Raw genomic sequence first — 23,170 nt, 5'->3', positions numbered from 1 at the left:
AGTCTTCAGAATGGAGGAATATAGATGATGCATGGTGATGCAACACGCACGATTCTACTTCCGGATGGAACTGCCCTGCCTGCGATAGGACAAGGCACATGGAACATGGGAGAGAAGCAATCTAGCCAAGAAGAAGAAGTACGAGCACTTCGTTCCGGTATTGAACAGGGAATGACCGTGATTGATACGGCGGAGATGTATGCAGAAGGTGGGGCAGAAGTTGTTACGGGAAAGGCCATCGCGGGCTATCGTGATGAAGTTTTTCTCGTATCCAAAGTGTATCCCCATCATGCGGATCGCAAGCAGATGATTACGGCCTGTGAACGTAGTCTTAAGCGCTTAGGAACAGATCGCCTGGATCTGTATCTGCTCCACTGGCGAGGGGGAGTACCACTCGAAGAGACGGTTGAGGCTTTGGAACAATTGAAGCAATCCGGTAAAATCATTCGCTGGGGTGTATCAAACCTGGATACAAGGGATATGCAGGAGTTATGGAGTCTGCCGGAGGGGTCTCAGTGCATGGTGAATCAGGTGCTCTACCATGCAGCTTCGCGTGGTATTGAACATGATCTGCTTCCCTGGATGCGGGAACGGAGCGTTCCTGTAATGGCGTATTGTCCACTGGCACAGGGTGGCAGACTTCGAAGTGAATTGTTGGAGCATCCAGTCATTCAGAAGATTGCGCAGGATCGAGGAGTTACGACTTCGCAGATCGCATTAGCCTGGGTGATCAGGGATGGAGATGTACTGGCGATTCCGAAGGCGGTACAGCTGAATCATGTGGCAGACAATGCAGCAGCAGTGAATATCGTTTTGACACAAGAGGAACTCGCCCGTTTGGATGAGGCATTCCCTGCACCTAAAGGAAAAGTACCTCTAGATATCGTGTAGCTGGCTCTTTTTTATTGGATAAGCATATGAAAAAGATAACAATACGATTAATAATGTTATGCAGAGCAGATCTTCACGATCTGCTCTTTTTTTTGTATGGATATCGATAGCAGAAGCTTGCCCATCAATTGAGCGAATATATATTTTAACAAATGGGCTTTACAACACTATTTCACTAGTGTACTATGTAACTAACACACCAGTACAGAGGGGAGCGAGAGCTTTGTGACTATAGAATTTGATAACAATTTACCAATCTATCTGCAGATCATGCAGTACATCAAGAGACAGATTGTAACCGGGACACTTCAAGCAGGTGACAAAATTCCTTCGGTTCGTGAACTGGCGGCTGAACTACAGATCAATCCAAATACAGTACAACGGACATTTCAGGAGCTTGAGCGGGAAGAAGTGGTCGAAACCAAACGGGGCTTGGGCAGATATGTGACCAGTGAGGAGCGGAAGATTATGACGATCAAAAAAGAGATGGCCGGTGAATTGCTGGAACGCTTTCTGACCGGAATGCAGGAACTGGGGATCGAAGAGCAGGATATCTTATCCATCGTAGCCGATGCCGTTGCGGAAGGAAAGGGAGGAACAACGCATGAGTAACATCCTTGAACTGAACCAGATCAATAAGACATATGGCAATAAGAAAGCGCTCAGTAATATTACATTGGATATTGCTCCAGGACGAATCGTAGGTCTGCTGGGTAGCAACGGTAGTGGAAAAAGTACGCTCATGAAGCTGGTTGCAGGGTTGTTACATCCGAGCAGCGGAACGATTCAAGTCACAGGTAAGCCTGTTGGGCTGGAGACAAAGGCGCTGGTTTCATTTATGCCGGATCGTCCATTAACCGAGAAGTGGATGAGAGTGCGGGATGCGATTGCGTATTATCGCGATTTCTATGCTGATTTTGATGAGGAGAAGGCGCGGGAGATGCTGGACTTCATGAACCTTGTCGAGAGTGACCGGGTACGACATCTGTCAAAAGGTATGAATGAACGACTACAACTAACACTGGCACTTTCTCGTAAGGCTCGTCTGTATTTGCTGGATGAACCGATTGGCGGAGTAGATCCGGTCGCGCGTGGCAAGATTCTGGATGCGATCGTCAAATTCTATGATGAAGACAGCAGTCTGATCATCTCCACGCATCTTGTGAATGATATCGAACGGATTTTTGATGAAGTTGTCTTTATTCGCGAGGGTGAGCTGGTGATGCGGGAAGAAGTGGAAACGCTCCGTCTGAAATATGGGAAAAGTGTGGATGAGATGTTCAAGGAGGTCTATGCGGAATGATGACATTATTGAAGTATGACTTTAGAAGGAACTGGAATACACTGCTGGCTGGGCTAGTTATTTTGATTATCGCTCAAGTGGGGCTTTCCCTTTTCGTGTCTGAGGTCACAGGGATTGTGCTTGGCATTATGGGTTATGTTGGAGTAGGTGTGGCTATTTATGTGAAAATGATCAAAACATACACGTCCAATATCCGCTCTTATAATCGCCGTCTGTTACCCGTAACGGGCCTATCACATGTGTTGTCTCCTTTGATCTTTGGACTACTTTGCGGGTTGGGGTTAGTCATTATATTCGCGACTCATGCCTACATCTATATCTCAATGAAGCTACGAATGAACATGGCTACCAATATTGATCTTTCGGGTCTGCATGTTTCGGATTATATTAGTTTGTTGCTGTTTAGCGCATGGGTTATGGTATTCATGACCGTCATTATCTTCCTTTCGATCTCGATTGCAGGCAGCTTCCGTTGGAGAACGGGGCCATGGATTGGAATCGTTGCATTCTTTGTCCTCGTTAATCTGCTTGGCTGGTTGGAAAATATCATTACGACAGGACGTTTCAGTCCAAATGAGATGTTCCGGTATACGGAAGAAAGTACAGGTATTGCAATCACAGCCAATGGTGTACTATGGTCGGACGGCATGTGGGGAAGCATTGTATTTGAAGTCATTGTGGCGGTCATCTTGGTATGGGCTACCATTTACTTGAACAACAAAAAAGTCGAAGTTTGATGACAGGATAATTTGAACGTGATGCGAGCAACCAGAGTTGCTCGTTTTTTGCATCCAGTAATAATCCACTTTTTGAATCCATTACCATTAATTATACGTATATATAAATATATTGTGTGCTTGATGCGAGATTAGTTTAAAGAGAACAAAAGGATATGTAAGCGAAAGGAGGAAGCGTTATGGAACTATACTTCAGGGATAACTTTTTTAACGCGGGTTACACCGAGATTATGAATCCGAATCAGGAACAGGCCGGGCATCTGGATTTGAAAAGTGTCTTTGGTTCTTCGCTCGATGTATCGGATAACACGGGATTGGTCTGCAGCGGCAAATTTCGCATGTTAACGAATCGTTGGGATATCACTGCAGCAGATGGGAGACATCTGGGTGTGCTTCGGGCCAGGTTCAGTTTCTTTAACAAAAAGTATGAATATGATGCGGGATCACGCGGTACGTATGATGTGTCTGCCCCAGCATTTTCGCAGGAATATGATATAAGTGGCAGTGGTGGCCGCATCGTGGCCAGTTTCCGTCGCACCAGCGGCTGGTTTAGTTCAGGGGCATTTGTATTAGATAACCAGTCGGAACAACTGGACACGTATGAATTAATTGCAGTGGTCATGGGCGTGCACGCGATTAACAAAAGAAGGAACTCGGCAGCTAGCAGTGGTGGAACCTAGTTTAGGCGCATGTATAGCAAAAAGGTTTGGATGAGATCATCCAGACCTTTTTTTTCGTATATGGATATGGATATGGATATGGATTTGGCTTTTGAGCAATAGTTATGGTTAACCCACTCTTACAAAATCATTGGCCATCGGCTTTCGCAAGAGAGCCTTCCTCGCGTTGGGGGTGCTGAACTTCATTGGAGTGTTTGGGATGCATAACAGAATCTGTCTCTGCATAACGGGCCAATGCCTTGGCAGCTGTCTCGGACATCCGCTCCCGCAGCATCGTGTGGTCAGCGATTCGAACCCGTTTGCCTAGAAAACGCATCTTGGATAAGACATAATCCATCTCATTCCGCGGAACGGTCAGCTCGATTCGATACGTCTGCTCGGCTTCTAGGTACTCGACCTGTTTCTCGAAGCAGGAGAAGGCATAGAGGATGCGGGATAACTCCTGATTGAACTCAGGCAGAACCTCGATGGTGATGGTCGTTTTGCGCTTCTCCGTAATTGCGGCAATTCGAGCAGTGTAACTCGAAGCGGTATCCGGTTCAACCTGCTGGGCTTCCACGGTAACGATGCTGTGCAGTTTGGTGGACATGAGTTTGTCGAAGCGAGGCGCGTACCAGAGCACGTACCATTCTTTTTTTACCATGGAATACTCCAGTTTATACGGGAAGCCGAATTCATCCTGGCTTGTGCGTCCATTGCGGACGCGGCCTGTCATTCGAAATCCCTGATGATGCAGAATGATTAGCCGTAACTGTCGAAGTAGTGGGTGAGAGACACTGTTTTCTTCGCTTTTGGCTTTTTCAGTCAGGTAATCTTGAAGGTGCAGGTCCTGCTCACCATTCAGCATGTTGTACATTTTATCCAACGTTACAGCGCTTAGCGCTTCTCTCGCAGCAGGGTGATTCAGCATCATGCGAAGCCAGGCCCGTTCCTGTGAGGTCCAGGTGAACAGTCCGGTTTCATTCAGTCGTGTCATCATCTGGTAATTGAACATCTTCTCGAACAGGTTCATAATATTCCGCAATCTCCTTCCATTCCTTGATCATCTCCTGGCGTAGTCTCTGAGGTGCGATTATTTCACAGCTGGAGCCAAAACTCCGTAACCACGGTTTGATCTCGGTGGTACCGTTGACCTGAATTTCATAGAGAAAGGTATGATCCGTTTCGGGTATAATTTTGCCCCATTGACCTTGCAGACGAACCCGATCCAGAATGAAGTTGCGCTGACCACGCTCCGGGTGGAAAAAGCGTGCTTGAACCGTCACAGTATTCCCCGTATCCACGAGCCAACTGTAGCGACTAATGTCGGTCCACTGCTGCTTCAACTCGAGCATGTATTCCTCTTCGACTGACTCCTCTTCCTCCAGTTGGGTTATACCTTCCATGCGGAATTTCACAAAGCCACGGCGGCCCTGATATCCAATGACATACCAACGACCATACTGATGGTCATAGATCACTTCAAGGGGCACGATCCGGTTGGATCGACCATCTGCTTCCCGTTCAAAACGTGGATTCGTATTCTGTGAACTGTAGCTGGATGGTTTTTTCGGTGAATAGTATATGAACTGCACACGCTTGCGCTGACGAATCGCACCAAGCAGTGTGTAGAGATGCGCTTCATCCAGGATACGAGAATAATAGTGATACTTGTAGATATAGGGTTCGGTAGCTTCTTCTTGCGGGAAACTTGCCGTAATGGCTTTTTTTAAACTGTCCCGCAATAAGTACCCCTGTACGGAAGGAACTTGGGTGTTCGCCATCATATCCACAAAATCATACAACTCCAGCTGTTCCACCACTGTTAATTCGGTAAGGACGTCCTGTTGTAAAGCATATCGATACGGTCTGCCACCGGGCTCTTTTCGAATAACCCCAACCTCTTCCAAATACTTCAGGTCGGAGCGAATGGTTTTCTCGTCAGGTAACGCCAGATCCTCCGGCAGATCAGCACAGCAGGCGTCCAGCAGTTCCATTGCGGTTAAGGCTTTATGTTGTAAGGTATGCAAAAGAACAGAAAGACGCTGAACTTCAGTCTCTTTCATCGACTTGGCGCGGAAGAGAAAGAGCAGCATTGGCTCTGCCGACTCCCCGTATTGGAAGCGGACGAGATCTGCCATTTCCCGGCTTGCTTCGGCACCTGACCGCTGGTCAGCGACGGTCTGCATGATTTCTTTTAATCTGCGATTGGTTTTATCAAAGGTATGTACGGATATGCCAAGCCGCTCGGCATACTGTTTACGGTTATATGCACCGCTTGTTAGGGATAACATGCGTAAGAACTGAATTTCTTTGTCAAAACTCTCTCTTGCCATGCACATTCACTCCTTGTTATCCCTTCATTGTAGCAGGATGAGTAGCAGGTTTCATTTTAAACTTATGAAAATTCACTCCATTTCAGAAATTGAGTCGTCGTCATACTTTTACCATGTTCGCATGTAGATGTGTGAGGCATAATGAGGTTGTGAAGCGGGACAGCAATAAGCGCTGTGAATTAAGGTTCCGAGGCGCCAGGGAGGGTTACTTCGACTGTTAATCGACCAGGTCGTTGGTTCGAATCCAATCGCCGCCGTTCATGGCGGTGTAGCTCAGCGGTAGAGCGGGTATTATACCTTCCCACCTTTTTCCTCGGAACATTTTATTATGAAAGAACAGCAAATAGACTCACACCGGGAGGTCATGAGTGATGAGCAGAGCGAAACAATTATTTAATCAACCTCAGCCAACGACACGTAATCATGGGGGTTATGGAGCCTATGAGCGATTGGTGGAGGAACAATATATACAGATGTTGATGACCAATACATTGAACAATACGTTTTATACAGATACCCAGCAACTGATGGACGATGCGATGGTCAGTCATCAGGAGATGGCTGAGGTCGATGCAGGGTTTATGGCGCGGGCGCTGGTCTATGCTCGTAATGAAGGTTTGATGCGGTTACAGCCTCTATACGGGCTGGCACTGCTGTCCAAAGTGGACCCGGATCAGTTTGCGAAGGTATTCTCCAAGGTGGTACAGACACCGGCTGACTTGGCCGATTTTCTGACCATTCTCAGAGGAACTGGTCGGGGACAGGGCGGCCGAGCGGTGAAGCGTCAGGTGAGTCGGTTTTTGAACGGCATTACTGAATATTGGGCCATCAAATACAACGGGCGTGGGCGTGGATACAGTCTGGGCGATATGATCGCTACAGCACATCCCAAGCCGATAGATACGAAGCAACAAGCCTTATTCCGTTATTTGCGCGGGCATGAGGTGGATCTTACGGAACTTCCGCAGTTGCAGGCGCTTGAAAAGCTGAAAGCTACCCCAAACCCGGCAAGTCGGATGCATCTGATCGAGAAAGGTAAACTCCCGTATTCGGTGGTCACCTCGATCATGCAACCGACACGTACGGTGTGGGAGGCGTTAATGTCTCAGATGCCGACCTTTGCATTGTTGCGCCATCTGAATGCAATGGATCGGGCAGGTGTTTTTGAAAAATCGAAAAATATCGATTATGTAACACGTCGTTTAACGGATGCAGAAGCCCTGCGTAAGTCGCGCATCTTGCCTTTCCGATTCGCCAGTGCATATGAAATGATTGCGAGAGAAGAGTTGCGGGATGCTTTGCGGCAAGCGGTGGAGCTATCCATTGGCAACCTGCCAACGCTGCCGGGAAGAACGGCCATTTTCCTAGATCGCTCCGGTTCCATGCAAGGGGACTATTTGCGGATTGGTTCGGTGCTGGCACTGGCACTATATAAACAAACAAGAGGTAACGCGTTGTTCTGGTTATTCGACCATATGGTTGAAGATGCTCGTCCCAAGATGGATGAGAGCATCCTTTCCCAAGCTCACCGTATTCGCGCACAAGGTGGAACAGACACGGGTCGACCAGTGCGGGAACTTCGGGATATCGGAGAAAAAGTGGATCAGATCATTATGATCACCGATGAACAGCAGAATGAAGGCAGCCCGTTATATGCTGAGCTTGAGCGATATCGGCGGATGATGAATCCGGAGCTGAAGGCATTTATTGTGGATATAGCACCTTATCAGCAGGCCATGGTACCGCCACGGGATGGCAAAACCTTTTACATCTACGGTTGGAGTGAAACGGTATTGACGTATATTGCCGAGACTGTGGCAGGATATGATACACTCGCGAACCGGGTGAGAGAGATAGAGATTTAAATTGGGAAATTTGGAGGGGGTGGACCATGACCTATGTTCATGAAGAAATGAGAGTTACGATTAGACAACAGCTGAAGCAGATTGAACAGGAGGAGCAGGTAAGGATTATCTATGCCTGTGAATCGGGCAGTCGAGCCTGGGGATTTCCTTCCCAAGACAGTGATTATGATGTGCGTTTTCTGTATGTAAGACCACTGGAATGGTACTTGTCGATTGAGGATAAGAGGGATGTGATCGAACGTCCAATCAGTGATCAGCTCGATATCAATGGTTGGGATCTGCGCAAGGCGTTGAAGCTGTTTCGCAAATCAAATCCACCACTGCTGGAGTGGCTGCAATCCCCCATTCAGTATGATGAACAGTATAACGTGGCACAGCATATCCGTGCACTGTCGCCTTTGACCTTCTCGCCCAAGTCCTGCATGTATCATTATCTCAATATGGCAAAGGGGAACTTCCGCGATTATTTACAAGGGGACCAGGTGAAGATTAAAAAGTATTTCTATGTTCTTCGCCCCTTACTGGCTTGTGGCTGGATCGAACGTTATGATGCGATGCCACCGATGGCATTTGAAGAACTAGTGCAAGAACTTGTACCTGCGACTACACCGCTGTATACGGAGATTCATGAATTGCTGCGCCGGAAAAAGGCGGGCGAGGAACTGGATCTGGAGCCGCAGTTGCCAGCAATACAGGCTTTTTTGGCGGAGAAGATCGAGCATTTTGAACGACTGGCTGGCCAGATGGAGAATGAGCAGATTATTCAATTTGAAGAATTGGACCGGATTTTCCGTTTTGCATTACAAGAGGTATGGGGGAACAATTAGGACGTTTCTTCTCACCCAGGCAAGCGATTCGATGATGAATGTCCGCGTCCGAACGTTTTATAGTCCAGGTCGGCTGGCTGATTGTGACGAATTGCAATTGCTAGGGAGAGTATGTTCTAAGGAACACAGGACGTCTTATGTTGCCTCAAGGGTGATTTTTTAAAATGTAAGGAACATGGGACACGTTATTTTCCGAAAAAGTCGGATAAAAGGATAGAAAAAGGCGGTTTATCTCCATATAGCGTGAATGGGGTTTGTTAGGTTTCCGAGGGTGCTTCTCATCATGAAATAAGACGCCAGCGATTCGTTAGGGCTCCATCATGCACTTGTGCTGCTCTGGCTCCGGGACGTTTAAGAACGCTTGGGCTTTCAGCAGGTTTGCAAGAAACGCACTAGTGCGTGACAACATTTTTCATATATAAGGAGGAGAACTGATGCATCTGATCTTGAAAGCAAGCGGCGCTGACGCGGGGGTTGTATCCCATTTGTTAGCGAAGAATCCGCTGAATATATATGACCGCGTAGACAAAGGTGTGCGTGTAAGAATGGTGTACACTGCGGCTACAGAGAACGAAACAGAAGTACTAATTCATGCCGAGTCTGATCCTGTGGATCTGGTCAGAGGTACACCTGATGGGTATGACATTACGCAATATACCAATGATCGTGAGTTCGTAACCAGCAGCCTGTTCTGCTCTTACATACGTGGGGCGCTAGGAACAGCCCTGAATGGTAAGCCCAAGGAAGACTATGTGCAATGGGTAGGTCATGCTTTTGAGTTGGAACTGACCTTTGGCCCAGTGGCTTCCGATCTGCCGGATCGAGTTGTGGAAGAATTATTCTCGCCATTAGGATACGCCGTTTCGGTGGAGCGTGGAGAACTATCGTATTCATTTGATCTGAAAAATAAAAGCACGGTTCGCCATATCATCCTGCGTGGACGTAACACGGTACAACATGCACTGCGTCAGCTTTTTCTACTGATTCCAGTGCTGGATAATTATAAACATTATTTCATCAGTGAAGATGAGATCGATAAAATCAAACGGTATGGTGAAGGGTGGCTGGATGCTCACCCACTGAAAGAACTCATTGTGAAGCGTACGCTACGATTTGCCGAACTGATTCGGCAGTATGAGCGACAAGAGGGTGCTTTGTCTGCGTCTCTTGGACAGGAGAGAGGAATAGGTCACATCTCGGAAGCGATTATTCAGGAGAAAAAAGCAGGGCATCAGGAAGAAGGAGAACAAGAGCACCTGGGGTCCGAGTCCGATAGCGATGAGAAGCAACTGAATGCAGATTCTAGAGGTCCAGGTGAATGTACGGATGCAGATGTAGATACAGAGATAGAAGATGGTAATGCAAAGATTGCTGATGTAGATACAGGTACAGCTGGAGGAGATGGCGGGCAATCTGAACAATCTGAACCTCCTGTGCGGTTAAACGAGTTGCGTTATCGTGCGATTACAGATGTGGTTGCAGCGTTGCCAGTCAAACGGCGCATTGTTGATATGGGAGCGGGTGAAGGCAAGCTGTCTGCCCGTTTGGCGTACATTCCCGGTGTGGAGGCAATTCTGGCCGTTGAACCTTCCGGTCAGTCGCGGCTCCGGGCCATGGAGCACTTTGCTAAGTTGGAGGGTCGTTCAGGAGTGTTGGCTATGCCGGAGCCGATCATCGGTTCACTGTTTTATTTTGACGAGCAGATGCAAAACCAGGACGTTATGATTCTGTGCGAAGTGGTTGAGCATATCGAGGAATATCGTCTGAACGGAATTATGGATACGATCATGAACGATTATCAGCCAGAAGTGCTGCTGGTCACTACACCAAACAAGGAATATAACGAAGTGTATGCAATGGAGCAGGAAAACTTCCGCCACCATGATCATCGCTTTGAGTGGACTCGTGCGGAGCTGGCTTCCCGGTGTGAGGAATGGACGCAGCACGGGAACTATGGCTATGAAATTAAGGGTATCGGTGAGCATGTAGAGGGCTATGGACAACCTACCCAACTGGTCATTTTTGAACGGAGAAAGGAGAGTCTATCATGAGTGGAAAAACGGGTTCTAGCGAAACAGTTGGTGTGGACAGAGGACAGCAGGATCGGAAAAATGGGATGGAGGAAAGACAGCGGGAGATCCGTCTGCCCTATGCAGGTATCGTCGTTCTTGTTGGCCCGTCCAACAGTGGCAAAAGTACGATGTTGGATCGTCTCGTTGCAGAAAGTGTCATTCGCCGCACAGAAGCCGTCTCGTCAGATCAATTCCGCATGCTGGTTGGAGATGATGAGTATGTGGATTGGAAACAACGTCCCCGTAGCGAAGCGAATGTGATCTATGCGGAGTATCAGCAAGTATCGGCCAAAGCATTTGAGGCGATGGAGGCGATGCTGGCAACCCGCTGCCGTCTGAACAAGCTGACCTGGGTGGATGCGACACATCTGTATCCCGAGGATCGCGAGCGCCTGATTCAGGTGGCAAGAAAGGCTCATGTGCCTGTGATTGCTGTGGTGCTGGATATCCCTGAAAAAGAGTTGCTGGAACGTGATGCCCAGCGGGAGTATCCGCGTGGACGTCAACGGGTGAAACAACAGGTGCAGCAGTTCAAGCGCACATTGCGCTCGATCCGTGAGGATGGCTTCGATGCCAGTTATGTGCTGAAGCAGCCGGATGAGATTACGTTTGTCCGCACATCCAATCCGCTGGTGACCGACATGGGTGCAGGTATTGATATCATCGGAGATATTCATGGTTGTTACGATGAAATGATGGAATTAATCGTGCGTCTCGGGTATGTGGACGAGGATGGGAGTGGCCTGTACCGTCACCCTGAAGGACGCAAATTGGTCTCCGTTGGTGACGTAACGAGCCGTGGGCCAGAATCTTTAAAATGTCTGTTGTTCTGGCAACGGCATTGTGCCGCCGAGCTCGCCTACATGATTGACAGTAATCACGGCTGGAAGATCGCGCGTTATCTGGATGGTCGTGACGTTACGTTGAGTCATGGTGACGAACGGGTGGAGATGGAACTGCTACAGTTTGAGCGGGAGCAAGGCCAAGAGACAGCAAAGCGAGTACGTGCAGAGCTTAGGGCATTTCTGCTTGATGCACCATCTCATCTGGTCTTTTCCCGGAACGGGGTAAGACAGGTGGTTGTAGCACACGCGGGAATTCGAGATAATTTTATCGGAAAACAGTCCAAACGCATTCAGGATTACTGCCGATATGGCGATGTGGAGGGTACGGATGAGCAGGGTCGGCCTGTGCGCAAGGATTGGTACGTGGATCACAATTCGGGTGAATGCATCGTCTGGGGACATGATCCCCGTCCATATCCTACGATTGTGAATGATACGGTCAACATTGATCAAGGTGTCGTTTTTGGTGGCATGCTCACTGCTTGGCGAATGCCAGAACGTGAGGCAGTCAGTGTTCCGGCGAAGCAGGATTATGCGAGGGATCCGGATAGTCCATTAAAGCGCTGGGAACAGCGGCGTTTTGCTCCGCCCAACATACGTAAGTTCAAGGAGGGTTTCACGGTTCAGACAGCATCCAAACTTGATGTGTTTGTGCACGGTGAGGTGGCGAAGACGGCAATTGATACGTTTTCCCATTATACTGTACCGCTGGAAGAACTGATTTACATCCCGCCTACGATGAGTCCGCCGCCGAGTGTCTGTTCTGTAGAGGGATATCTGGAGCATCCACAGGATGCGTTCCATTATTATCGCTCACAGGGCGTTACCCGTATGGTTGCCGAGAAGAAACACATGGGCAGTCGGGCCATTTTGCTTCTTTTCCGGGATGAGCAAGCTGCGGTGCAGCGAGTGGGTAGGCCGATGTTGGGGAACATTGTGACCCGGACGGGCCGATCCTTTTTTGACCCTTCGACAGAGCAAGATGTGCTTTCCAGATTACATGCGGACTTGACCGTAGACGGTTATTTTGATCGTCATCAGACAGAGTTTGTACTGCTCGATGCGGAGATTGTACCTTGGAATCTAAAGGCGCGTGAGCTGATTGCTTCACAATATGCACATGTGGCTGAAGCCTCCATGATGGATCGCTCTACGGTGCTGGACAAACTGCGCGAAGCTCAAGCAGCAGGTCGTAACGTAGAGGAGTGGTTGCAGGAAACGGTAGGTAAACTCACTAATGCCGAAACGTTCCGCGATGTATTCCAGAAATACTGCTGGGATGTGGATGATATCGGGGACATTCGGATTGCGCCGTTCCATACACTTGCACATAGCACGGGAGCATTTTGGGAGCAAACACATGAATGGCATATGGAACAAAACCGTGAGTTCGCCCGGATGTCGACCTTGATGATGGAGACGGAATATCGCGTGATCGCAAGTGAGACAGATGAAACGGATGTCATTCGTTGGTGGGATGAGATTACGGCGGAAGGACATGAGGGGATTGTGATCAAACCCGAAACATTCCGCGCCTGGAATAACAACAAAATCATCCAGCCTGCGATTAAAGTACGAGGACGTGCATATTTGCACATCATCTATGGTATGGATTACCTGGCACCCGAGAATCTGTCCCGGCTTCGTAAACGCAAAACGTCCAAAAAAGAACGTCACGCCTTAATGGAGAGTGTCTTGGGTATGGAGGGTATTGAGCGCTTTATACGCAGAGAGCCAGTGGAACGAATTCATGAATGCGTGCTGGCGGCGCTTTCGCTGGAATCAGAGCGAGTAGACCCGCGTTTGTAAACTGTTATATGAAAATAAATTTTGTTATTCACCTATATTGTATGGGTAATTATGGTATGATACTCTGGCCAAACTAATTGCTGGAGGTTATCCGTATGCGTATCAAAGTAATAAGTAGTTTGCTTGCCATTTTTATGATTTTTGCTACGATTGCGTCTGCTCACCCGGGAAGAACAGATTCGAGTGGAGGGCACACCTGTCGTACCAACTGTGCAAAATGGGGGCTGAAACAAGGGGAATATCATTATCACAACGGAGGTTCTTCTTCGAGTTCCAAATCTTCCTCTACAAGTTCATCCAGTTCAGGAAGTACCAAGAAAAGTAATAAGTCTTCAACGGCAACCCAAAAGAAAGCCACTCCTAAACCAGAATATATCAAGTCTGCTGTTCAGGTGAAGGTGAATGGTTCCAAGGTTATTTTCACCGAATCTCCAATTATAATGAATAACACAAATCTCGTACCTCTGCGTGAGATGGCCAAAGCAATGAAAGCCAAAACGTCTTGGGACAGTAAGACTCAGACCATTACCGTTACCAAAGACAAGTACAAGCTAATCTTTACCTTGGGCAGTAAAAAGGTGAAGGTTAACGGGAAAGAAGTCACCCTACAGGCAGCACCCAAAGAAATTAAGGGAACGACGTATATTCCCCTCAGAGTTTTGGTAGAAGGGCTTGGGGCATCCCTCACTTCATCTGGTAATACGCTGACGGTGAAAGTCAAATAATAAGAATAAGAATAAGAATTCATAAAGAAGCAGGTTCGGAGTTTATCCGGCCCTGCTTCTTTTTTGTATATGAACTTCGTTAAAGCGAAACCTCATCAGGCCATTTTACTTGGCGCTGCAACTTTTGACATGACCTGGATCAGTTGGTATGAGCAACGGCGCGAATCTCAATCAGTTGATGAGGGAAGGCCAGACCCGATGTCCCAACCATTGTAACAGCCGGACGATGAGTACCAATATACTCTTTATACACAGCAACACATGGCTCAAGATGCTCCTGCGGGTGAACCAAAAAAATCTCCAGTTCAGCAATGTTCGACTTGGTCACGTTAAATCCTGCGAGCACGCGATCCAAGTTATCCAATGTCTGGCGGACCTGTGCTTCAATATCATTGACACCAATAAACGTTCCCTGCATATCATGCGAAAATTGACCTGCAATGTAGATCGTACCGTTAATGCTGTATCCCTGAGCAACGCTGAATGCCTCTTCCCACGGGACCCCGTGGCTATATATTTGAGCTGTAGTCATAAGTTTCTCTCCTTTGGAAATTCAAGATATGGTTAGTATAAACGGAGAAAAACGACTTGGGCAGTACGCACTTTCATGACAGTGACTATCCATTGGGATAGTGTAAACACGGTGTTTGTGAGCCTAACGACTCATTTCAGAGAATCTTTATATCAGGATATTTAATTTAGGTATAACTAACTTAAGTCCTATATCCTTCCACTAGAATCTGGGTAATAATTATAGTAGGCAAGTGATTAATGGAATCTCATAACGTAACGATAGGGGGTAACCTGTATGGCATCTGTGATTCTGCTGGTGAAACAGACGGAGGACGATGAGAAGGTTATTTATCGCTTCGGACCGAATGAGCGAAAGATGGGGCTCATTGAGATGAATAAGATTAAGGAAAGTGTGAAGGAACTGGAACCTGTCCAGGTGGATGGGGTAAGCCCGAGTTTTTTCTTTAACCGAGCCGCGCAGCGACTGGTACGATGTTTATTCAGGGAAGGCGGCAAGTTCCCGGAACGAACGACGTTTGAATCATAGTCCTATGGCAGGCTGCATGACAAGTAGGCTGAGCAGGCAGTTGAGAGTTCATGGGTTAAATAATGGAAGAAGTCCAAGAGACCAAAGGTGGTGGCTCTTGGACTTTTTTTTGCGTGTGCTACACATTTAAGTATGGGAGACAGGGACCGCGAAGAGATCGATCCATTCTCGCAATTGTTTACGAAAGGAGGAATTGGTGTGCTGGTCAATCTCGATGTTAGAATCACTTTCGCTGGTGGAATCTCTGTTAGTCATGCTCCAGATACCTTGTTCGGTATGAAGCAGCAGGAGAGCTTGATCAGGCAGAGGAATTACATCTTCGGCATAATTGATGATGCTGAGGTTATCCACACTACGACCAGAAGCTTCAAAAGAGTTATGCCATACCTTCAATAACTCGCGTGTTTCTAGAGGAAGCTCCCAATCATCCATGAATCTATCTAAAAAAATATGGTTTTCCTCGTTCGTCAGGACAGTCCATTGTTCCTCCGTTATCGTGAACTGAGTAGGTTGATCAATGAATGGTTTGTGTTGCCCTATGTAAAATCGGAACAACTCCTCTTCCCATTCCTCAGGTTCTGTCCAGGTGAACAAATGCACACGTTGATCTACTGCCAAATGATAGAGGTATGTATCGTTGTTATCCGTACTTTTGTGAATGGTTAATACCTTTTCTTGTTCAAGGCTGTCTGAGTACGCTCTAATCATGCTACGGCTTTGGGCAAAATGCATAAGCATCTTCAAAAACTCCGGCTCGATCTCTATCTTGGTATCTTCCATATGCAAGATTAGCCCCTTGGATAAAAGACCGTGAGAGGCAGCCCTTAGAACGAGTTCCCAGTGTTGTTCAGATAACTCGCCATACATCGGTTTTAGGAGACCGGCTGCAATGTCCTCTGCGCCAAGTGTGGCCAGCGCAAATCCGAATTCTTCAATGGATAAGGTAACAAGTCGTTTATTCATGAGCTTAACCGCCTACTTTCTATGTAGATTGATAGATACAGGTTACTTTTTTTAGAAGGTCATTTGTGCTCATTCCAGGTTTTTCGAAGTATTTTAAGAATGTCACTTTCCTGATGTTTCAGTAGACTATACGTATATATTTTATAGCTCTTTCCGTCAACCATTTTGAATAAGTAATAGGATGGAGTAGGTTGAATCCATTTGTTTAGTCCCGGAGCTACGAAATCAATGGTGCGTATATCCTTCCAAGATAACTGTTTTCCTGCATTTGTCTTAATGCCAGACAGATCGAAGGAAAATAAGATGTTTGTACCAAATATTCTCGTGATGTTCCAGATAAACAGACGCCCCACAAACCAAAAGCTTAAGAATGCCGCACTAGTAAAGTACAAGGTTTGAAGAACGCTGTTGTCACCATAGATAACATCACCAATCAAGACAAGTCCAGCAATGATAAAAAGAGCAGATATCAGCGTATGACGAATTGCATATTTGCGTTGGTATGTAACGAACTGCATGGATACCTCCTAAGTATTATTTGAAGAGTTTACTAACCCATCTAATCCCTTTTTCAGCTGCTGAGGCTATATGTTTTCCGGCATAACTACCTATAGCTCCGCCTACATAAGCTCCAACTGCTGTTCCTGCAGGCCCGGCGAATGATAATAGGGTCCCGCCAACAATAGCCCCGGCTCCTGCAGAGGCAGACTTGATCACGATATTCGATGTGGACACGGCGAGATCCGTTTTGGTTAATGTTCCTTCCTTATACTTGGAGACCGTTTTAACCCCTTCATCCCAAACATTAAGTCCTACGTTGATGGGGAACAGTTTTTTGCTTATCATTGTAGGGATTTTGGAAATTTTCATACCGTATTGACCTTTATTCACACCGGCAATAACATTGCGGGTCCATTGACCGAAGCTGTTGGCTTTGTTGAAACCAAGCCCGATATCACCTACTTTTAATTTACCTGCAAGTCGATCAAAGCCCTTTAATCCTTTCATGACCAGACCCGGGCTGCGGAATTGTTTATCCAGTTTACGTGCCATGTTGCTCAGAAAGGAATTTCCCTTTCCCTTCACCCACGGAGCATTATGGACTTTGGCACGGCTAGAGTTCCGGGGATCTACTTTGAAATGAACCGTTTTGGAGAGTACCATGGACGTAGCCATAGCAGAATATAGTCCTGTTCCAATCAGGCCTACATTCCCATGAATCCCATTAATTATATTCCAAGACTTACTTCCTTGATCATATATATCCGATAGCGTCGTTTTTACATCTTTCCCAGAAGCGGATTGGCTTGTACTGGTCTGTACACCATGCTCCTGAGATTGATCCGCTTGTGAGAAACGAGTTGCGATGGTATGTAGTTCCGTGCCAATCGCAGAGACTGAGCTAGAGAATCTTTCCATTTGCCGATGTGCCACCTGAAAGTTCTGAAAGAAACGCTCTTGTGTGATTCCTGACCACTGGCTCTGTAATGTACTTATATGTCTGCTTAAATTGTTAATCATGCTACGACTATGTTCCGAAGCTTGAGCAAATTGGTTGGAGATTGCCTGAAGCTGCTCAGGCGGTACAATAATCCTGGTCACGACATTCACCTCGTGGAAGATAAAATTAAGAATTTCTACAGATTATGTATATATCAAAAATGAAACGCTGTGAAATATTTACCCATTAATTTTAAAGGTCGAAACGTTTATTCGCAACGGCTAATAAGCAATTGACGCGCAAAACAGTCCTTTGGTTGGGTTAAATAAGTACTCTTCGTAAGACTTTGTTCCTGCAAGTGGGACGAACAGTATAAACAAAGAAGCCCACAACCACCTGTAGGGGGCGTGGACTTGTAAATTTGATTTTGGTCTTAACGGAGGTATGTACTTACGCACATTCCTCATCTAGAACGTTTTGGCATAAGAGATCAGTGCCGTAATTGTGATGATATTAAGCAACGTTGAGATTAGTACCGTCTGGGCTGCAAAATCGGGTTCGTTATCGTATTCTTCTGCGAGAATGGATGCGTTGACACCCGTCGGCATACCGGAAGCGATAATAAGTGCCTGTGCAGCGATACCTTCCAACCCAAGCATAAGCACAATCGAAATCCCGATAGCCGGGCCAATCAGAAGACGCAAAAATGTGCTAATATACACATCAAGGCGATACAGTTGAATTGGATATTTTACAATCTGTGCCCCGAGTGTCAGAAGCGCCACGGCAACCATACTTTGCTGCGCATAGGTCAGTGGCATGGACAGGAACGTAGGCAAGGGAACCTTCCACATGTGTAACAGAATCCCCAGCAAGAGCGCATATGGAACAGGCATTTTAAGAAATCCAATAATCACGGCACGGTAATTACCTTTGAGCTTCGCGCCCTGAATGGACAACACGCCATAGGTAAATGTCAGTAATGCCTGCAAAGACATGACCAGTGCCTGAATGGAAGAGGCGAGTGGATCCCCGCGGAATACCAGTGCATTGATGGGCAGTCCATAGTTGCCTGCGTTATCCAGCATAATACTGTTGTTGAAAGCAGCCTTCATGCCTTTATTCATCCGAAGTGAGCGCGCAAATACAGAACCTACAATATAGAGAATCAATACATATATCGCGTAAAAGAGTGTCACGGTCCCAAGCAGTTCGCCCGACATATCCGAGTGGTACATGCTCATAAAGACGGCTGCGGGGGTAATACAATAGAAATTGATTTTGGCGAGGGTGTACAAGTCCAGCTTGAACACCTTTTGCATCCAGGACCCGACGGCGATCAGGAGAAAGACGGGCAGGACGACTTCAAGCATGATGTCTGCAATCATTAGTTCAGCTTCCTTTTTCATGAAAATTTCAATCCGATTTCGAAAATACTTTGCTTATTATATCATTTTATACACACACGAAAGATTTAATTAGCTAAAAAAGATAAGGGGGCTTCCCATCATGATTCCAGATCATCTGGATGTTGGTTTATCGATATTGTTTATAGGCTTCAATCCGAGCATTACGTCTGGAGAGACGGGTCATCATTATGCTTACAAAGGAAACCGGTTCTGGCGCATTCTTGAACGTTCGGGATTAACCCCGCGTTTATATGATACACAGGAGGATGGAGAGTTGCTGAAGCTGGGATATGGATTCACGAATATTGTGGCCCGTCCCACCAGAGGTATGGAGGATATTACGAAGGAAGAGTACGCAGAAGGACGACAGATTTTACGGCAAAAGTTGGAGAAATACCGACCGGACATCGCTTGTTTTGTCGGAAAAGGTGTATACACCCATTACAGCAAGCGTACCAAAGTGCAATGGGGATTTCAGGACGACCCGGTCGTCAAGGAAATTCAGGAGTTCGTCGCTCCGTCGTCCAGTGGACTCGTGCGCATGTCGATGGATGAGATTGTGGCGATCTATTCCCAGCTTGCTGATTTTGTTGCGGAGAAGAACAGGGAAGATTAAGAGGCAAGTAAGCAGAGTTCACCCAGTCGGCTTTGCCGATAAGGGCGAATTCTTTTTTTTTGGATAAAGTGAGAGGTTTCGGGAACGGCTTCCGTCTATATAGTACAGAACCATGCATGGAAGCTGTAGAGAAGGGGGATTACATGAATCAACAGATACCGGAGGAGGAGCTTATTCAGCGTATTGTTGCAGGGGATAAGCAGTTGTTCTCCGTGCTAGTGGATCGATATAAAAATAAAGTCTACGGCATCATGCGCGGAATGGGCGCGAGTCATCCGGATGCACAGGATCTCGCTCAGGATACGTTTATTCGCATCTATCGTTATCTCCCTTCGCGGCGGGAGGGAAGCAGTTTCTCGTCGTGGGTGTATACCATTGCGGTGAATCGGATGCGGGATTTTATACGGGAAAAGAAACCCGTCATGTCTCCGGTCGATCAGGGGATCGAACCTGTCAGTAATGAAACACCTGAAAAGCGTGTGCTGCATAAAGAGATGCAGCGTGAAATATATCGACAGCTCGAACAGTTACCTGAATCGTATCGCCTGGTGTTATTACTGAAGTACACAAACGAGTTGAGCTATGAAGAGATTGCAGACATTACAGGCATGAGTTCAACCAAAGTGCGCAACGCCCTTTATCGCGGAAAAAAAACGCTGAGGAAGCAAATGGAACGCAAAGGAGGTTTAGCTACGTATGAAGCCTATTTCAAGGGATGAAGATCGGTTATGGGAGGAGCACCTGTACCGTGAGGAGCCGGACGCAGATTTTACGCTTAAAATCATGCAGAAGCTGGATGGCGTGTCCATGGAAAGTGGAGAAGCTGAGCATCCATTCTCGAGAAAGGTGCCTAAAACAAGATGGATATACCGTACGGGGATTGTGGCTGCGGCTGTGCTCCTTTTCGGAGGATGTACATGGCTGGCTTGGGATCGCACAAGTACACCCGAGCAGCCGGTAGTGAGCGCTGTAGATATTGTTCCACTGCCTAATATTTCCGTGCCGGAAGCGCTACGCTATTCCAGTTTGGCTGATGATTACAAACGTCTTAAACCTCATGGACTAGTGGTGAATCCGAATTTACTTATTGAAGATCAAGGATACAAGCTCAAGATTGAAGATGTGCTGGTGGATCGTTCTCAGATTGTAATGAGGCTGCAACAAACAGCACCTGATGGAACCGGAATGTCAATTTTATATCCTGAAATGGGAAGAATCCATGTCACTGATGAAACAGGAAGAGAGGTTGCGACCCTTGCAAGGGATACCAGAATAAGCAGTGGCTCTCTTGACAAATTTGTATTTCAGTTTCACAAAGATATCCCTGATCAGGTGCTCGTGCGTGGAGAATTAGGACATTTAAAAGTAGGGTTGTTCTATAATTTTGTGACAGAGTCATATGAGGAAAGAGACGTTACAGTGGATTGGAGTTTTGGATTCAGCGTTGATATGACCAAAGCTAAATCATTGGCTGTTGAAAATTCTATGGATAACACATATACCACGCCAGAAGGGCTGAAGCTCGATATGACACAGCTTGTTCGAACTCCTAACGGAACTCGGCTTGATATGGATGTGAGTTTGGATGATCAGCTTCGTGCCAAAGTTGATGAGAATTGGGCGAGCTATATGAGTATCATCTACCATCTTGAGATTCCTGAAACAAATGAATATCGAATTTTCAACGGTTATAGACCAGGTGCACGTGAACCCAAGTTTCGGCTCCATGATCAGCGTGAATTGAGAAATGATGGAGCGTTGAAATTGTCAGATACATGGGATCCGTCTGTAGTATCGCTAGATGCCAAGAACATTCGCTTTGTCCTAGATGGCTACACTATTCCGGTGAAGGAAGAGAAATCAGTGGAAGTTGATCTGGAGAAGAGGCGTAAGGACACTGCATTTCATACCTTTGTAAAATTCGAGCAGTTTGGTGATAAGCTTCAATTTGATGATTTTAATTATAATCCTGTTCCACAATCATATAACCTTCACAAGAGTGATGTGAATAAAGGATATTCCCTTGTTCTGAGTGGAACAGGGACGTTTCGAAACGCTTTCCATGGCGATCGCTGGATAGCGGTAGATTCACAAGGGACAGAATATCCTGTTGAAGTGGTTGGTTATCCAAATCAGCCCAATAATAATGGTGAATATGTTACCGATAAACTGCAATTGATCATTCAGGGTTTTTACAAAGATAACGGTACAAAATTCACCTTAAAACGTGAGGTGGTCGATAAAGAGTTCCGTGATGTAAATTGGGAAGTGGATCTTCCGTCGTACAGTAGCCTGCCTTGGCTGAAATAACCACTAGTACAATTCTTAGACATGAAGTAAATGAAGCTTCGAATGGATGATATAAGGATGGGTAGATGGATCAACAGATTTGAGTGTGAATGTACAGGAATATAAGGATATAAGCCTAATATACGAAAAAGGCCCTGCATAATATGCGGGGCCTCTTTTGTATGCACCAGACTTATGGGACAGCAAGTACCTAACGAAACCATCTTCAGAAATGAGCGGTTACCCTTTCCGAATTATGCCGATTCCCTTGGAATCAACGTAGTCGATAACATAACCGTCTCTTTCGGCGTTCCCGGGCGTTCGATCCGGCGTTGTAAAGCTTCAACGGCACGCTGTCCAAGTTCCTCTTTACACAGATTAACTGTGGTCAGGGGCGGGGAGGACGTAACCGCAGAGTGTACATTGTCGATACCGATGACAAGACAATCTTTAGGTGTAGAGATACCGATCTCCTGTAATTTGTGCATCCATTGCAAGGCAATATCATCATTAACACCAATCCAGGCATCGGGACGTTTGTCATCTGGCATGTTTTGAATGGTGGTAGCCAGCTGGTTAACCCATTCCCCGTTCTCATACGGAATATTCCATTCTCTGAAGCTGGTCGTATGACTGGTGTCCACATGGAAATGGTTCAAAGCCAACTCAATCCCGATCTTCCGCTGCGCGAAGCTTGCAGCACGCCCATCATCTGTGATAAGGCCGATCCTTCGGCAATTCATAGACATTAGATATCTAGCCACGGTGATGCCAGCTTCCAGATTATCATGGCTGATCGTATCACAATTCAGCAGGGGTTCCTGATGATCTACCAAAATAATAGGCCGACCCGTCTGAGAGAGTCGTTGCAGAACCGTATGAGGGAAAGCCCCCATGACAATAATCCCGGCACAACGTTCCCAGTCCAAGTGAGGAGCAATAGCTTTTTCGGGAGAGGTGTTCTCGTCCGTCACTCCGAGTGAGGGAGATACAATGGCATGATGCCAACCACGCTCATTACAGGCGGAGATCATGCCTGACAGAACACGTTGCCAGTAGTGAGGTTCACCGCGGTTGAGCTGATTCATGCATATGAGAGCAAACGGTGGATCGGACGGATCTGCATGGTTTGCAGTAGCAGGACTATTGTTAGCACCCGGAGTACTTTGGCGATATCCTAAAGCCCGAGCGAGTTCCAGTACCCGTGCGCGTGTTGCTTCACTGACACCCGTCTTGCCACTGAGTGCGCGGGAGACGGCATATTTGGATAATCCGAGCTGGTCAGCCAGCGTCTGAATGGATACTTTGCGTGACATATCATTA

Annotated in this window: 22 protein-coding genes; 14 read left to right on the top strand and 8 right to left on the bottom strand. The window is 46.8% G+C overall.

Going from position 1 to position 23,170, the window contains the following annotated elements:
- The first annotated feature begins 24 nt into the window (after positions 1-24).
- The 5 genes from MHI01_RS12945 to MHI01_RS12925 all read left to right on the top strand — a co-directional run bounded on the left by MHI01_RS12945 (position 25) and on the right by MHI01_RS12925 (position 3,611).
- Positions 25-891, top strand: a complete 867-nt coding sequence (locus MHI01_RS12945) for an aldo/keto reductase (protein WP_340983279.1) — start codon at positions 25-27, stop codon at positions 889-891.
- A gap of 225 nt (positions 892-1,116) precedes the next feature.
- Positions 1,117-1,503: a GntR family transcriptional regulator gene (locus MHI01_RS12940; RefSeq protein WP_036606428.1), complete on the top strand. Its 387-nt coding sequence runs from the start codon at positions 1,117-1,119 to the stop codon at positions 1,501-1,503.
- Positions 1,496-2,194 (top strand): ABC transporter ATP-binding protein, encoded by a 699-nt coding sequence (locus tag MHI01_RS12935; protein ID WP_017690291.1) that lies wholly within the window; start codon positions 1,496-1,498, stop codon positions 2,192-2,194. Before MHI01_RS12940 ends, MHI01_RS12935 begins: the two co-directional genes overlap by 8 nt.
- On the top strand, positions 2,191-2,931 hold the full coding sequence (locus tag MHI01_RS12930; RefSeq protein ID WP_036672426.1) for a hypothetical protein: 741 nt from the start codon (positions 2,191-2,193) through the stop codon (positions 2,929-2,931). The genes MHI01_RS12935 and MHI01_RS12930 overlap by 4 nt, the downstream gene beginning before the upstream one ends.
- Before the next feature lie 179 nt (positions 2,932-3,110).
- Positions 3,111-3,611 (top strand): hypothetical protein, encoded by a 501-nt coding sequence (locus MHI01_RS12925; protein ID WP_076251264.1) that lies wholly within the window; start codon positions 3,111-3,113, stop codon positions 3,609-3,611.
- Between the two features lie 127 nt (positions 3,612-3,738).
- Here the strand turns inward: MHI01_RS12925 and MHI01_RS12920 are convergent, their stop codons facing one another.
- Together MHI01_RS12920 and MHI01_RS12915 are read right to left on the bottom strand one after the other, a co-directional pair.
- Positions 3,739-4,623, bottom strand: a complete 885-nt coding sequence (locus MHI01_RS12920; protein WP_340983278.1) for a WYL domain-containing protein — start codon at positions 4,621-4,623, stop codon at positions 3,739-3,741.
- Complete coding sequence (locus tag MHI01_RS12915; protein ID WP_340983277.1) at positions 4,571-5,926, bottom strand: helix-turn-helix transcriptional regulator; 1,356 nt, start codon at positions 5,924-5,926, stop codon at positions 4,571-4,573. Before MHI01_RS12915 ends, MHI01_RS12920 begins: the two co-directional genes overlap by 53 nt.
- Positions 5,927-6,297: 371 nt before the next feature.
- On the opposite strand from MHI01_RS12915, the gene MHI01_RS12910 reads away from it, so the two are divergent.
- The 5 genes from MHI01_RS12910 (at position 6,298) to MHI01_RS12890 (ending at position 14,069) form a co-directional block, all read left to right on the top strand.
- The gene (locus MHI01_RS12910) at positions 6,298-7,791 is read left to right on the top strand and encodes a TROVE domain-containing protein (RefSeq protein WP_340983276.1); all 1,494 of its coding nucleotides are present in this window, start codon (positions 6,298-6,300) and stop codon (positions 7,789-7,791) included.
- 26 nt (positions 7,792-7,817) lie between these two features.
- The gene (locus MHI01_RS12905; RefSeq protein ID WP_340983275.1) at positions 7,818-8,618 is read left to right on the top strand and encodes a nucleotidyltransferase domain-containing protein; all 801 of its coding nucleotides are present in this window, start codon (positions 7,818-7,820) and stop codon (positions 8,616-8,618) included.
- A 434-nt stretch (positions 8,619-9,052) separates the two neighbouring features.
- Complete coding sequence (locus MHI01_RS12900; protein WP_340983274.1) at positions 9,053-10,669, top strand: 3' terminal RNA ribose 2'-O-methyltransferase Hen1; 1,617 nt, start codon at positions 9,053-9,055, stop codon at positions 10,667-10,669.
- 65 nt (positions 10,670-10,734) lie between these two features.
- Positions 10,735-13,344: a polynucleotide kinase-phosphatase gene (locus tag MHI01_RS12895; protein WP_340984855.1), complete on the top strand. Its 2,610-nt coding sequence runs from the start codon at positions 10,735-10,737 to the stop codon at positions 13,342-13,344.
- Between the two features lie 95 nt (positions 13,345-13,439).
- Positions 13,440-14,069 (top strand): copper amine oxidase N-terminal domain-containing protein, encoded by a 630-nt coding sequence (locus MHI01_RS12890; protein WP_340983273.1) that lies wholly within the window; start codon positions 13,440-13,442, stop codon positions 14,067-14,069.
- Positions 14,070-14,208: 139 nt separating this feature from the next.
- Here MHI01_RS12890 and MHI01_RS12885 read toward each other — a convergent pair whose 3' ends face one another.
- Entirely contained in the window at positions 14,209-14,601 is a 393-nt protein-coding gene (locus MHI01_RS12885; RefSeq protein WP_127547171.1) for a RidA family protein, read from the bottom strand.
- A gap of 276 nt (positions 14,602-14,877) precedes the next feature.
- On the opposite strand from MHI01_RS12885, the gene MHI01_RS12880 reads away from it, so the two are divergent.
- Entirely contained in the window at positions 14,878-15,129 is a 252-nt protein-coding gene (locus MHI01_RS12880; protein WP_076251279.1) for a hypothetical protein, read from the top strand.
- Positions 15,130-15,255: 126 nt separating this feature from the next.
- Here MHI01_RS12880 and MHI01_RS12875 read toward each other — a convergent pair whose 3' ends face one another.
- From MHI01_RS12875 to MHI01_RS12860, 4 genes are all read right to left on the bottom strand, one after another.
- Complete coding sequence (locus tag MHI01_RS12875; protein ID WP_127547169.1) at positions 15,256-16,092, bottom strand: hypothetical protein; 837 nt, start codon at positions 16,090-16,092, stop codon at positions 15,256-15,258.
- 59 nt (positions 16,093-16,151) lie between these two features.
- Positions 16,152-16,610: a hypothetical protein gene (locus MHI01_RS12870; protein WP_315937942.1), complete on the bottom strand. Its 459-nt coding sequence runs from the start codon at positions 16,608-16,610 to the stop codon at positions 16,152-16,154.
- Positions 16,611-16,626: 16 nt separating this feature from the next.
- Complete coding sequence (locus MHI01_RS12865) at positions 16,627-17,694, bottom strand: WXG100 family type VII secretion target (protein ID WP_340983272.1); 1,068 nt, start codon at positions 17,692-17,694, stop codon at positions 16,627-16,629.
- A 306-nt stretch (positions 17,695-18,000) separates the two neighbouring features.
- Positions 18,001-18,921 carry an AEC family transporter gene (locus MHI01_RS12860; protein WP_091015648.1) on the bottom strand — a complete coding sequence of 307 codons (921 nt, stop codon included), beginning with the start codon at positions 18,919-18,921 and terminating at the stop codon, positions 18,001-18,003.
- 121 nt (positions 18,922-19,042) lie between these two features.
- Between MHI01_RS12860 and MHI01_RS12855 the strand changes: the two genes are divergently transcribed.
- The 3 genes from MHI01_RS12855 (at position 19,043) to MHI01_RS12845 (ending at position 21,868) form a co-directional block, all read left to right on the top strand.
- Complete coding sequence (locus MHI01_RS12855) at positions 19,043-19,558, top strand: mismatch-specific DNA-glycosylase (RefSeq protein WP_340983271.1); 516 nt, start codon at positions 19,043-19,045, stop codon at positions 19,556-19,558.
- A gap of 143 nt (positions 19,559-19,701) precedes the next feature.
- Positions 19,702-20,277, top strand: a complete 576-nt coding sequence (locus MHI01_RS12850) for an RNA polymerase sigma factor (protein ID WP_036606450.1) — start codon at positions 19,702-19,704, stop codon at positions 20,275-20,277.
- Entirely contained in the window at positions 20,255-21,868 is a 1,614-nt protein-coding gene (locus tag MHI01_RS12845; protein ID WP_340983270.1) for a DUF4179 domain-containing protein, read from the top strand. The genes MHI01_RS12850 and MHI01_RS12845 overlap by 23 nt, the downstream gene beginning before the upstream one ends.
- Positions 21,869-22,101: 233 nt before the next feature.
- Here MHI01_RS12845 and MHI01_RS12840 read toward each other — a convergent pair whose 3' ends face one another.
- A complete protein-coding gene (locus tag MHI01_RS12840) occupies positions 22,102-23,163 on the bottom strand; it encodes a LacI family DNA-binding transcriptional regulator (protein WP_340983269.1) in 1,062 nt (353 codons plus the stop codon).
- Between the last annotated feature and the right edge of the window lie 7 nt (positions 23,164-23,170).

It is taken from the genome of Paenibacillus sp. FSL M7-0656 (assembly GCF_038003225.1).
In the GTDB taxonomy this organism is placed as follows: Bacteria; Bacillota; Bacilli; order Paenibacillales; family Paenibacillaceae; genus Paenibacillus; species Paenibacillus amylolyticus.
This window is presented reverse-complemented; position numbering and strand designations above follow the sequence as displayed.